We start from the raw sequence: 11,231 nt of genomic DNA on the forward strand, positions 1-11,231 counted from the left end.
TGTCGAGGACGATGCCATGAATGCTCCGCAGCGCGATATCCGAGGCGTGTTGATCGCCGTCAGCGAAGGCCGTCTCCTGCTGCCGAACGCCTCGGTCGCCGAGGTCATTACCTTCTCCGAACCGGAGCCCGTGGAGAACGCGCCGACCTGGTTGCTCGGCCGCATCCGTTGGCGCGGCTGGCGTCTGCCCTTGCTGTCGTTCTCGCGATTCGCCGGCTGGTCCGAGGAAGAGGGTCAGCTCGGCGCGAAAGTGGCCGTGCTGAAGGCGCTCGGCGGCAATCCCAAGCTGCCGTATTTCGCGGTGCTGTCGCAGGGCTTCCCGCGACTCGTCACCGTGTCGCGTGCCGCCTTGGCCGAATCGCACGACATCAAGGAACTACCGCTCGGCATCCATTCGAAAGTCGTTCTCAACGACGATCCGGCGATCGTTCCCGACCTCGTCAGCCTCGAATTGCTGATCGACAAGGCGCTGAACCAAGCCGCCTGATAGCGCTCACGGCGCTACATCTAGCGCCAGTCTCCGTATAGCGCATTGATCGCGGCGATTGCCGCCGGTCCCGCAGTCTCCGTGCGCAGGATGCGCGGCCCCATGCGCACGCCTTCGTAGCCGCCGGCCTTCAGCATGGCGAGGTCGCGATCGCTGAAGCCGCCCTCCGGGCCGATGGCGATGGTGATTTCCGCGTCGGGCGCCAGATCCAGCGACGACAAGGGCAGGGCCGCCGCCGGGTCGAGCAACAAGCGTCGGCCGTTCGTGTCGCCAGCCGCGAACTGCGCCAGCGGCTGCGGCTCCAGGATCGCGGGCAATCGCGCGCGCCCGCTCTGTTCGCAGGCGGCCGCGCAGACGCCACGCCAATGGTTCATCTTCTTGTCGGAACGCTCGCTGTCGAGCTTGACCTCGGTGCGATCGCTGACCACGGGTGCGATGCGAACGACGCCGAGTTCGGTGGCCTTCTGCAGGATCCAGTCCATCTTCTCGCCACGCGCGATTCCCTGCGCCAGCGTGATGCGCAATGGCGATTCGTTGCGGACTTCCTGTCGGCCGACGATTTCGACATCCGCGCCGCGCTTGAGCAGGCTGGTGAAGCGCGCTTCGTAATCGAACCCGTCGCCGTTGAACAGCAGGCAACTGTCGCCCACTTGCAGCCGAAGCACGCGCACCAAGTGATTGGTCGTGGCTTCCGGCAGGGCGAAATGCTGTCCGGCGGCCAGCGGCATGTCGAGATAGCTGCGGGTGCTGCGCATCAGCGGGTCGCCTCGTTCAGTGCGTGGAATGTGGCATCGGCGAGATGCTGCAGCGCCGGTTCGTCGATGCAGTAGGGCGGCATCCAGTACAGCACGTCGCCGAGCGGGCGTAGCACGGCGCCGCGCTCGAGGCCGGCGCGGTAGGCGCGCAGGCCGCGGCGTTCGCTCGCGGGAAACGCGGTACGTGAACGTCCGTCGGCGGCCATTTCCATCGCCAGGATCATGCCGGTCTGGCGAACATCGGCGATATGCGGATGCTCGCGCAGCGGAGCCGCGAGTTCCGCCATTCGCGTTGAAGTGATGCGATTGCGCTCCAGCACGGGCTCGCTGTCGAAGATCGCCAGCGAAGCGAGCGCCGCGGCGCAGCCGAGCGGGTTGCCGGTGTAGCTGTGCGAATGCAGGAAGCCGCGATCGCGCGATTCGGACAGGAACGCCTCGTAGACATCGTTCGTCGTCAGCACCGCCGACATCGGCAGGAAACCGCCGGTCAGGCCTTTCGACAGGCACAGGAAATCGGGCGCGATGCCGGCCTGCTCGCAGGCGAACATCGTGCCGGTGCGACCGAAGCCCACCGCGATTTCGTCCGCGATCAGATGCGCGCCATGCCAGTCGCAGATCTCGCGCGCGCGGCGCAGGTAGGCCGGATGGTGCATGCGCATGGCGCCGGCGCACTGCACCAGCGGTTCGAGGATCAGGGCGCAGATGCTCTCGCCGTGTTCGGCGAAGATCGCCTCCAACTCGTCGGCGCGACGCAGGGCGACCGCTTCGGCCGATTCGCCCGGCTCGCACTCGTAGGCGTCCGGCGATGGCGCGAACAGCGGTTCCAGCAGCAGCGGCGCGTAGACGCGGCGATACAGCGGCAGGTCGCCCATCGACAGCGCGCCCAGGGTTTCGCCGTGGTAGCCGTTGCCCAGCGCGACGAAGCGCGTGCGGCGCGATTGTCCGCGGTTGGCGAAGCTGTGGAAACTCATCTTCAGCGCGATTTCCACCGCCGCCGACCCGTTGTCGGCATAGAACACGCGCGCCAGCGCGGCGCGGCCCGCCTGCCGCGGCGCGATGCGCAGCAGGGCTTCGGCCAACTTCAGCCCGGGCTCGTGCGAAAAACCGGCGAAGATTACGTGTTCGAGCTCGCGCGCCTGGGCGGCGATGGCCTCGGCGATGCGCGGCTCGCCATGGCCGAACAGGTTCGTCCACCAGCTCGATACCGCGTCCAGATAGCGCTTGCCATCGACGCCTTCGAGCCAGACGCCCCGGCCGCGCCTTATCGGCAACAGGGGAAGGGTATCCGGATGTTCGGCCATCTGCGTGCACGGATGCCACAGGACGGCGAGATCCCGCGACCTCCAGGCCTCGGCCTCTGCTAGCATCGTCCTGTCGTTCCGATCTTCCCGCATGCGTCCATGATCCCGAGCCGCCGCCTTCCTGTCCATGCCGTGCGTCACGCGGCGAGCACGGGGCAGGAGCACTGATGCCCGTCCTGCCGACCATCCACGCCAGCGAGGAAGTCGAGGCCGGTCCCTATCGGCGCGAAACCATCGACCTGGAGTTCTCCAACGGCGAACGCCGCCGCTACGAGCGCCTGAAGAGCCGGGGCCATGGCGCAGTGATGGTCGCCGCCATTCCCGAGCCCGGCACCGTGCTGTTGATCCGCGAGTACGCGGCGGGCACGCATCGTTACGAGTTGGGCCTGCCGAAGGGTCGCATGAACGCCGACGAAGGCGTGCTGGAGGCCGCCAATCGCGAGCTGAAGGAGGAAACCGGCTTCGGTGCGCGCAAGCTGACCCTGCTGCGGGCGATCACCCTGGCGCCCACCTACATGACGCACGAGATCCACCTCGTGCTGGCCGAAGATCTGTATCCCGAACGCCTGCCCGGCGACGAACCCGAGGAACTGGAAGTGGTGCCATGGAAGCTCGATGCCCTGCACGAGCTGGTGCTGCGGGAAGACTGCTCGGAAGGCCGTTCGCTCGCCGGTCTGTTGGTCGTGCGCGAAGTGCTGGCGATGCGTCGATGAGCATCGATCATCGTGCTGTCGTCGACATCGCCATCGCGGCCGGTGCCGCGATCATGGAAATTTATTCGCAGGATTTCGCCGTCGAACACAAGGACGACCGTTCGCCGTTGACGGCGGCCGACCTCGCTTCCCATCACCTCATCGTCGACGGGCTGCGCCGGCTGACGCCGGAACTGCCGGTCTTGTCGGAAGAATCGGCCGACATTCCCTGGGAAGAGCGCCGTGCCTGGACGCGATACTGGCTGGTCGATCCGCTCGACGGCACCCGCGAATTCGTCAAGAAGAACGGCGAATTCACCGTGAACATCGCCCTGATCGAAAACGGCGAGACGGTGTTCGGCGTCGTCTATGCACCGGCGCTGGAGGAACTGCACTGGGCCGTGCGCGGCGTCGGCGCCTTCGTGCGCGATGGCGACGAGGATGTCCCGATCCTCAGTCGCCGGCCGGCCCAGCCGCCGCTGCGGGTGGCGGCCAGCCGGTCGCATCTCGATGAGCGGACGGCTGCGGCGATGCGCCGCATGGGCGAGGTCGAGAGCCAGGGGCTGGGCTCGTCGTTGAAGTTCTGCCGCATCGCCGAAGGTCGCATGGACGTCTATCCGCGCTTCGGCCCCACTTCGGAATGGGATACGGCGGCCGCGCAATGCGTGCTGGAGGCCGCCGGCGGCGCGGTACTGAGGCTGGACGGGCGTCCTTTGAGCTACAACCACAAAGAGTCGCTGCTCAACCCCGATTTCATCGCGCTCGGCGACCCCGACTTGCCGTGGATGGATTGGTTGCATGACTGAGGTCGCCGAGCTGCTGCGCATCATGGCGAAGCTGCGCGATCCCGATGGCGGTTGTCCCTGGGACCTCGAGCAGGACTTCTCGACCATCGCGCCCTATACCATCGAGGAAGCCTACGAAGTCGCCGATGCGATCGACCGTGGCGACATGCACGATCTGAAGGACGAGCTGGGCGATCTGCTGCTGCAGGTGGTGTTCCACGCGCAGATGGCCAGCGAGGCGGGGCATTTCGGTTTCGACGATGTCGTTGCGGCGATCTGCGACAAGATGGTTCGCCGCCATCCGCACGTGTTTCCCGCCGGCGACGGCGATGCCGCGCGCGTCGAGAACGCCGAGGCGCAGACGCTGGCGTGGGAAGAGACGAAGCGGCGCGAGCGCGAAACGAAGAATGGCGGCGATCACAGCGCGTTGGCCGGCATCGCCCGCGGCCTGCCGGAATGGCAGCGCGCGGTGAAGCTGCAGAAGCGCGCGGCGGCGGTCGGTTTCGACTGGCCCGACGTGAATCCGGTGTTCGACAAGCTGCACGAAGAGCTGGACGAAGTTCGCGAGGAACTCGCCCGCGGCACCGGGCACGCAGCGCTGGAAGACGAGATCGGCGACGTATTGTTCGTCTGCGCGAACCTGAGCCGGCACGCGAAGGTCGATTTCGGCGCCGCCTTGCGCCGCGCCAACCAGAAGTTCGAACGGCGATTCCGCCGCATGGAAGCCCTGGCTGCGGCCGATGGCGTATCGCTCGCCGTGCTGACGCTGGCACAGCAGGATGCGTACTGGGATCGCGCCAAAGCGGAAGAACGGGTTGCCGACAAGGCGCCCTGAATGCCGCCGCGCCGTTCTGCAACGGCGCGGCGGATGCATCAGACGTAGAAGTAGGGATCCAGGACCCGGACTTCGGTGATGCGGTCGATCGGCAGTTTGGTTTCGCCGGCGCTGCGACGGATGGCCTCGGGCGATGGGCCGTCGTAGACGCAGAACGTGCGGCTCTTGTCCTTGCTGACGTACGAATGGACCCAGGTCACGCCCTCCTGGGCATTGGCGGCGACGACGCCGGCGCAGGCGGCGGCGCCGTCGTTGGTCATCGGGATGTGCAGGCCGGTGGGAAAGGTGCGTTCGATCAGATAGCGGGGCATTGCTGTTTCCTTCTGGTGGAGTTGAGCGCGGCGCGTTGGCGCCGCGCGTGGGGGATCAATGTGATTCCAGCGTTACCGGGACCTCGGTGATCGCGTCGACCGGCAAGTGGTTGGCATTCGCGGCATCGCGAATAGCTTGTTCGCTGGGGGCATCGTAGATGCAGAACGTGCGCGTGCGGTCGGCGGTGGAATAGGACAGCAGCCACTTCACGCCGTATCGGGCGTTCGTGCTGTTGACCCGGGCTTTCGCCTTGCCATCGAGCCCGTCGATGGCGCCCTTCGCGAAGTTGCGCTCGATGAGGTAACGATGCCTTTGGTTCTGCGGCGAACTGTCGACCGCATAGGTCATTGTGCTGATGACCAGCAGACCAGCGACCAGCAGGTGGGCTTTCATGATGTCTCCGTGGATGGGTGAAGCAGCCTTGAAGCTGCAGGCTCATCTTCCGGAAACGGGAGTTTCGCGCCTTCGGTGGAACTACCCAGATTGCCGGTCGGAGCTACCTATTTTCCGGGGGCGGCGCGCGGGGCGAGGCCGGCGGCATGCGCGGTGGCGATGGCTTCGGCGCGGGTAGCGACGCCGAGTTTGGCGAAGACGGCGGCCACATGGTGGTCGACGGTGCGCACCGAGCGATGCAATCGTTCGGCGATCTGCGCATTGCGCAGCCCTGCGCAAAGCAATCCCAGGATCTCCATTTCCCGTGCGGTCAGGGCATGCGGGTTGGCTTGGGTGGACGCGCGTTGCCCGCGCGGAAGGCCGCGTACGCCCGCGGCGTGGAGGGACTTGCGCACGCGCTCGGCGTCGATGCTGGCGCCGAGGCGTTCGAAGACGACCAATGCCTCGCGTTGGGCAGCCACGTCGCCATCCGCCAATGCGCGCGCGCGCTCATACGGACAGCCGATGCGTTGCCAGGCCTCGGCCGCTTCCTTCCATCGTCCGGCGAACTGCAGGGAATACGGCTCGGGGCAGCGCTCCGGCGCTGCTTCCAGCGTTCCCGCGCGGTACTGCCAGTAGGCGATCTCGCCGGCGGTCCAACGTAGATAGTTTCCTTCCATGGCCAAGGCCGCAGTCCGCTCGGCTTCCGAGGCAACGGTCGCAAGATCTCCTTGCAGCCATGCGGTTTCCGCCCGTGCAGCCGCCACTGGCCCCACGCGCATCAGGGAACACATCGGCAGCGCCAGGGACAGAGCTTCGTCGAGCAGCCCCGCACAGGCCGCGGGTTCGCCGCGGCGTGCGCGGACATGCGCCAGAACCACCAGCGGCAGTACGCGACTGATCGGCGGCACGCTCGCGAGCTGCAGCACCGCTTCGGCCTGAGTGGAGGCACCCGTCCAGTCTCCGGTAGCCAGCAGGGCTTCGGCGCGATAGCCCGACATATAAGCGCCCCAGGCGGCGAGATCCTGTTCCTCGCAATAGGCGATGCCGCGCTCGAGCAACGGCCAGGCAGCGGCGAAATCGCGCACGGCGAGCACATGGAAGGCAAGGTTGGTGTAGGCGCGCGCCGCGTGTTCGCCGAAACCATGCTTCAGCGCGCGCTCGAGGCTGCGCTCCAGCAAGGCCCGGCCGTCGGGATCGCCGCGATTGAGCATGGCCGCGCCGACGTTGTTGAGCGCATGCACTTCGACGTCGGCTTCGGCGAGCCGTTCGGCCAACGCCAGCGCCTTTCGCCCCCAGACGATCGCTTCGTCGGACTGGCCCACCAGCATGTGCAGTTGCGAACGATTGCTGTACGCCATCGCCAGCTCAGGTCCTGGCGGCAATGTCTCGAGCAACTCGATGGCGCGCGCGGCATGCGCTTCCGCCGGGCCATTGCGGCCGTTGTACCAGCAAAGGCGCGACAGCCAACGCAGGGAGTCGCCTTCGCGCAGGGCATCGCCCGCCGCACTCCACAGGGCCTGCGCCTGCACGCGCGTCGAAAGCGACTCCTCCGATCGTCCGGTGACGTAACTTTCGTAGGACAAGGCATCGAGCATCGCCGCGCGTTCGCGCTGCGGAATGCCACCGGCATGCGCGAGCGCGATGCGCCAGTGCGAAGCGGCTTCCCGGTGTGCGCCACGTGCCTGCGCCTGGCGCGCGGCTTCCGGCGCAAGGCGCAGCACGGCGTCGCGTTCTCCGGCGCGTGCGGCGTGATGCGCCCGCCGTGCCAGCGAAGACGTCGGCGCATCCGGCCGTTCGAGCGCATCCAGAATGCGGGCATGCAGGGTCGCCGACGTCGGCGGGGACAGCGACAGTTCGACCGCGACGCGCGCGAGTTCGTGCCGGAAGGCGAAGTCGGCTCCCGTCGAATTCAGCAGCCCGGAGTTCAGGCATTCTTCCAGCGTCGCCAGCGAAGGCGATAGCAGCGCATCGATCAGCCAGCGCTCGACGCGCGCGGGCACCAGCGAAGCGAGCTGGATGACTTGTTGCGCTTCGGGGTCCAGGCGCGACAGCCTGGACAGTACAAGGTCCTGGACGCCGCGAGGCACGTCGTAGGCCTCGTTTCGCAATAACTCCGCGACGAAGAACGGGTTGCCCTGCGTGATTGCGTGGATGCCTTCAGGCGAGCGGAGGGCGCTGCGCGCGAGTTGTGCCACGGCATTGGGCGACAGTCGCGCGAGTTCGACCCTCGTACCGAGCGGTGCAGGCAGCTGCGCGGTCAGTTGGCGCAAGGGATGCGTCGCGTCGACTTCGTCGTCGCGATAGGTAATCACCAGCAGGCACGACACGTTGCGCAGCCGCCGCGCGAGGAACTTCAGGAGATCGAGCGTGGCATCGTCCGCCCAATGCGCATCCTCGACCACGAACAACGTCGCCCGCGTACTGGCACGCAGCTCCGACAGCACGGCCTCGAACAGGCGCGAGCGATCCGCGCCGGCATTGAGCAAGGGACCGAACCCCGGATCGGCCTCGCGAACGATGTCTTGCAGCGGCGCGAGGGGGTGGGGCGTCTGCAGCGCGTCGCAGGCCCCCCACCAGATGCGTGCGTCGCCGGCGCGCTCGACGAATTGGGCGACGAGGCTGGTTTTGCCGATGCCGGCCTCGCCCGAAACCAGCGCGACGCGGCCCGTGCCATCGGCCACGTCCCGGAGCAGGTTTTCGAGGGAGTTCAGCGGCAGATCGCGTTCGACCAGTTTCACGTTCGGGGATGTCCGGGTCGGCGGGAGTGCGACGGGTCGAGGGAAAGCCTCAGGCCCGCCGCCGTTGAAGGCGAGGGGGACTCGGCGCAGAATCGAACGGTACTTCCGATCCGATCCGGCCAACAAAGATGAGCCAGTTCGCCAACTTCAGCGAGTTCTATCCCTTTTACCTGGCCGAGCACAGCAACCGCATTTGCCGGCGCCTGCATTTCGTCGGGTCCTCGCTGGTGATCGGCTGCCTGATCATGCTGCTGCGCAGCGGCAGCCCGTGGTGGTTGTTGTACGCATTGTTGTGCGGCTACGGCTTCGCCTGGGTCGGGCATTTCTTTTTCGAGAAGAACCGGCCGGCCACCTTCAAGCATCCGTTCTATTCCTTCGTCGGCGACTGGGTCATGTACAAGGAAATGCTGACGGGCAAGATCCGCTTCTGAGCCTTGCTCATTCGAGGAAGATCAGGAAGGCGGCGACCACGATCAGCACGAATCCGGCGATGTGGTTCCATTTGACCGCGGCGCCGAGGTAGCTGATCGAGAAACCCGCGAACACCAGCAGGGTGATGATTTCCTGCATGCCCTTGAGCTGGGCCGGCGAATACACCTGGACGCCGTAGCGGTTCGCCGGCACCTGCAGGCAGTACTCGAAGAAGGCGATGCCCCAGCTCGCCAACACGACGCCCCACAGCGGCCGGTCGGTGTACTTGAGGTGGCCGTACCAGGCGAAGGTCATGAAGATGTTCGAACCGATCAGCAGGAGGATCGGCAGCAGGTAACTGTTGAGGCTGGCGGGCATCGTCGGGAATCCGGGGCGGGCGAGGTTCAATCCTAGCCGGGACGCGGTTTTTCACGCGGGCCTCACCCGGGTCGGCGTGTAATCTTCACAAAGCTGAAGAGCCAAGGACCGGAGGTTTCCCATGCGTCATGAAGACCCTGCTGGCCTGATCCTGCTGGTCGAAGACAATCGCAGCCTGTCCGAAATGGTGGGCGAGTACCTGGAATCCCGCGGTTTCGGCGTGGATTACGCCAGCGACGGCCTGGATGGCTACCGGCTCGCCGTGGAGAACGGTTACGACGTCATCGTCCTGGACCTCATGTTGCCCCGGCTGGATGGACTGGATCTTTGCCGGCGACTGCGCAACGAGGCCAAGAAGGCGACGCCGGTGCTGATGCTGACGGCGCGCGACACCTTGTCGGACAAGGTCAACGGCCTCGATGCCGGCGCCGACGACTATCTGGTCAAACCCTTCGCGATCCAGGAACTGGAAGCGCGCGTGCGCGCCCTGATCCGGCGCGAACGCCGCCAGGTGAGCGCGGAAGTGCTGAAGGTCGGCGACCTCGTGCTCGACACGGCCAGCCTGCGCGCGACGCGCGCAGGCACCGAGCTGCAGCTTTCGCCGATCGGCCTGCGGCTGTTGACGATCCTGATGCGCGAATCCCCGCGCGTCGTCACCCGTCGCGACATCGAACGCGAGATCTGGGGCGACGGCCTGCCCGATTCCGATACGCTGCGCAGCCATCTGTACAACCTGCGCAAGGCGATCGATCGCCCGTTCCAGAAGGCGCTGCTGCATACGGTGCAGACGGCCGGCTATCGCATCGCCGACCTGGACGGCGCCCCGGGCGCATGACCGAACGCAGTGGCCTGCGTCGCAAGATCTGGGTCGCCTTCATCCTGCAGGCGGCGACGATCAGTTTCGCGGCCGTGCTGGGCGTGTACGGCGCGTCGGCGGTGCTCAAGCACGTGCTGATCCAGCGCGCCCTGCAGGAGGAAGCCGAGCATTTCTGGGCGCGCCGCGACCGCGATCCGCAGGCGCAGATCCCCGACACCTACAACATGAGCAGCTATCTGGTGCCGGTGGCATCGGCGGCCGGCTCCTTGCCGGAGCCGTTGCGTGAACTGGCGCCCGGCTTTCACGGGCTGCCGCGCTCGCAGGGCGGTTCGCTGGTGCTGGTGGAAGATCGCGGCGGCGAGCGGCTTTTCCTGCTTTTCAAGCAGGAACAGGTCGATTCGCTGGCGTTCTGGTTCGGCATGGCGCCGCTGGCCTTGGTATTGATCGTCGTGTACGTGATTGCCTGGGGCACCTACCGGACATCGAAACGCGCCGTATCGCCGATGATCTGGCTGGCCAACCAGGTCAAGCGCTGGGATCCCGATCACCCGGATGTCGATGTCATTCGGCCCGACCGCCTGCCGAGCGACGTGACCGGCGAGACGCTGACGCTGGCGTCCTCGCTGCACGAATTCGGTTCGCGCCTCGGGCGTTTCGTCGAGCGCGAGCGACTTTTCACCCGCGACGCCTCGCATGAGTTGCGCACGCCTTTGACGGTGATCCGCGTCGCCGGCGACATGATGGCGGCCGATGCCACGCTTTCGCCGATGTCGCGCCGCGCGCTCGTGCGCATCCAGAACGCCGGGCGCGACATGGAAGCCTTGATCGAGGCGTTCCTGATCCTCGCGCGCGAAGGCGATACCGGATTGCCGGACCTGGATTTCCCGGTCAGCGAGATCGTGCTCGAAGAAGTGGACAAGGCGCGCACGATGCTCGGCGACAAGCCGGTCGAACTCGTGCTCGAGCAGAAGGCGGATTTCGGCCTGCATGCGCCGCCGCGCGTGCTTTCCGTGCTGGTCGGCAACCTGCTGCGCAACGCCTGCCATTACACCGATCGCGGCCGCATCGTCGCGACGATCGAGCATGGCCGCATCGGCATCAGCGATACCGGTGTCGGCATGTCGCAAGAGGAACTGGCGCGCGTATTCGAACCGTTCCAGCGCGGCGGCGACGGCAAGAAGGATGGGCAGGGCATCGGATTGTCGATCGTGCGGCGCCTGTCCGAGCGTTATGGCTGGCCGGTGACGCTCGAAAGCCAACCCGGTCACGGAACGCTTGCGACCATTCGCTTCCCTGGCGCATCCCGGTTACAGAGTTGAGTGCGGACGCCCGGCTTTTCGCCGCG

Annotated in this window: 13 protein-coding genes; 7 read left to right on the forward strand and 6 right to left on the reverse strand. The window is 66.4% G+C overall.

Annotated elements, in window-relative coordinates; all coding sequences use genetic code 11:
- Window positions 1–16 precede the first annotated feature (16 nt).
- Complete coding sequence (locus QM707_RS02980) at window positions 17–487, forward strand: chemotaxis protein CheW (protein WP_415000386.1); 471 nt, start codon at window positions 17–19, stop codon at window positions 485–487.
- A 20-nt stretch (window positions 488–507) separates the two neighbouring features.
- Here the strand turns inward: QM707_RS02980 and QM707_RS02985 are convergent, their stop codons facing one another.
- Together QM707_RS02985 and bioA are read right to left on the reverse strand one after the other, a co-directional pair.
- Entirely contained in the window at window positions 508–1,242 is a 735-nt protein-coding gene (locus tag QM707_RS02985) for a 16S rRNA (uracil(1498)-N(3))-methyltransferase (RefSeq protein ID WP_415000387.1), read from the reverse strand.
- Window positions 1,242–2,636 (reverse strand): adenosylmethionine--8-amino-7-oxononanoate transaminase, encoded by a 1,395-nt coding sequence (bioA, locus tag QM707_RS02990; protein WP_415000388.1) that lies wholly within the window; start codon window positions 2,634–2,636, stop codon window positions 1,242–1,244. Before bioA ends, QM707_RS02985 begins: the two co-directional genes overlap by 1 nt.
- A 74-nt stretch (window positions 2,637–2,710) precedes the next feature.
- On the opposite strand from bioA, the gene nudE reads away from it, so the two are divergent.
- From nudE to mazG, 3 genes are read left to right on the forward strand one after another with little or no spacing between them, the layout of a single operon-like run.
- The gene (gene nudE, locus QM707_RS02995) at window positions 2,711–3,256 is read left to right on the forward strand and encodes an ADP compounds hydrolase NudE (protein WP_415000389.1); all 546 of its coding nucleotides are present in this window, start codon (window positions 2,711–2,713) and stop codon (window positions 3,254–3,256) included.
- Complete coding sequence (gene cysQ, locus QM707_RS03000) at window positions 3,253–4,041, forward strand: 3'(2'),5'-bisphosphate nucleotidase CysQ (protein WP_415000390.1); 789 nt, start codon at window positions 3,253–3,255, stop codon at window positions 4,039–4,041. Before nudE ends, cysQ begins: the two co-directional genes overlap by 4 nt.
- Window positions 4,034–4,855, forward strand: a complete 822-nt coding sequence (mazG, locus tag QM707_RS03005) for a nucleoside triphosphate pyrophosphohydrolase (protein WP_415000391.1) — start codon at window positions 4,034–4,036, stop codon at window positions 4,853–4,855. Before cysQ ends, mazG begins: the two co-directional genes overlap by 8 nt.
- 38 nt (window positions 4,856–4,893) lie before the next feature.
- Here mazG and QM707_RS03010 read toward each other — a convergent pair whose 3' ends face one another.
- From QM707_RS03010 to QM707_RS03020, 3 genes are all read right to left on the reverse strand, one after another.
- Window positions 4,894–5,166: a DUF4242 domain-containing protein gene (locus tag QM707_RS03010; RefSeq protein WP_415000392.1), complete on the reverse strand. Its 273-nt coding sequence runs from the start codon at window positions 5,164–5,166 to the stop codon at window positions 4,894–4,896.
- Window positions 5,167–5,221: 55 nt separating this feature from the next.
- The gene (locus tag QM707_RS03015; protein ID WP_415000393.1) at window positions 5,222–5,560 is read right to left on the reverse strand and encodes a DUF4242 domain-containing protein; all 339 of its coding nucleotides are present in this window, start codon (window positions 5,558–5,560) and stop codon (window positions 5,222–5,224) included.
- A gap of 107 nt (window positions 5,561–5,667) precedes the next feature.
- Window positions 5,668–8,280: an ATP-binding protein gene (locus tag QM707_RS03020; protein WP_415000394.1), complete on the reverse strand. Its 2,613-nt coding sequence runs from the start codon at window positions 8,278–8,280 to the stop codon at window positions 5,668–5,670.
- Window positions 8,281–8,408: 128 nt separating this feature from the next.
- Here QM707_RS03020 and QM707_RS03025 point away from each other — a divergent pair, with 128 nt between their 5' ends.
- Complete coding sequence (locus QM707_RS03025) at window positions 8,409–8,711, forward strand: Mpo1-like protein (protein WP_415000395.1); 303 nt, start codon at window positions 8,409–8,411, stop codon at window positions 8,709–8,711.
- A 7-nt stretch (window positions 8,712–8,718) separates the two neighbouring features.
- On the opposite strand, the gene QM707_RS03030 is transcribed toward QM707_RS03025, so the two are convergent.
- Entirely contained in the window at window positions 8,719–9,069 is a 351-nt protein-coding gene (locus QM707_RS03030) for a DMT family protein (protein ID WP_415000396.1), read from the reverse strand.
- 121 nt (window positions 9,070–9,190) lie between these two features.
- Between QM707_RS03030 and QM707_RS03035 the strand changes: the two genes are divergently transcribed.
- Together QM707_RS03035 and QM707_RS03040 are read left to right on the forward strand one after the other, a co-directional pair.
- Complete coding sequence (locus QM707_RS03035; protein WP_415000397.1) at window positions 9,191–9,904, forward strand: response regulator transcription factor; 714 nt, start codon at window positions 9,191–9,193, stop codon at window positions 9,902–9,904.
- Window positions 9,901–11,205 (forward strand): sensor histidine kinase, encoded by a 1,305-nt coding sequence (locus QM707_RS03040; protein WP_415000398.1) that lies wholly within the window; start codon window positions 9,901–9,903, stop codon window positions 11,203–11,205. Before QM707_RS03035 ends, QM707_RS03040 begins: the two co-directional genes overlap by 4 nt.
- The last annotated feature ends 26 nt before the right edge of the window (window positions 11,206–11,231 follow it).

Source organism: Arenimonas sp., assembly GCF_047602345.1.
Classification (GTDB): Bacteria; Pseudomonadota; Gammaproteobacteria; order Xanthomonadales; family Xanthomonadaceae; genus Arenimonas.

Excerpts from the sequence above, each read along its gene's own strand:
- QM707_RS03040 (WP_415000398.1), top strand. The coding sequence starts at position 9,901 with ATGACCGAACGCAGTGGCCTGCGTCGCAAGATCTGGGTCGCCTTCATC.
- bioA (WP_415000388.1), bottom strand. The coding sequence starts at position 2,636 with ATGCGGGAAGATCGGAACGACAGGACGATGCTAGCAGAGGCCGAGGCC.
- QM707_RS03025 (WP_415000395.1), top strand. The coding sequence starts at position 8,409 with ATGAGCCAGTTCGCCAACTTCAGCGAGTTCTATCCCTTTTACCTGGCC.
- cysQ (WP_415000390.1), top strand. The coding sequence starts at position 3,253 with ATGAGCATCGATCATCGTGCTGTCGTCGACATCGCCATCGCGGCCGGT.
- QM707_RS03010 (WP_415000392.1), bottom strand. The coding sequence starts at position 5,166 with ATGCCCCGCTATCTGATCGAACGCACCTTTCCCACCGGCCTGCACATC.
- mazG (WP_415000391.1), top strand. The coding sequence starts at position 4,034 with ATGACTGAGGTCGCCGAGCTGCTGCGCATCATGGCGAAGCTGCGCGAT.
- QM707_RS02985 (WP_415000387.1), bottom strand. The coding sequence starts at position 1,242 with ATGCGCAGCACCCGCAGCTATCTCGACATGCCGCTGGCCGCCGGACAG.
- QM707_RS02980 (WP_415000386.1), top strand. The coding sequence starts at position 17 with ATGAATGCTCCGCAGCGCGATATCCGAGGCGTGTTGATCGCCGTCAGC.
- QM707_RS03035 (WP_415000397.1), top strand. The coding sequence starts at position 9,191 with ATGCGTCATGAAGACCCTGCTGGCCTGATCCTGCTGGTCGAAGACAAT.
- QM707_RS03030 (WP_415000396.1), bottom strand. The coding sequence starts at position 9,069 with ATGCCCGCCAGCCTCAACAGTTACCTGCTGCCGATCCTCCTGCTGATC.
- nudE (WP_415000389.1), top strand. The coding sequence starts at position 2,711 with ATGCCCGTCCTGCCGACCATCCACGCCAGCGAGGAAGTCGAGGCCGGT.
- QM707_RS03015 (WP_415000393.1), bottom strand. The coding sequence starts at position 5,560 with ATGAAAGCCCACCTGCTGGTCGCTGGTCTGCTGGTCATCAGCACAATG.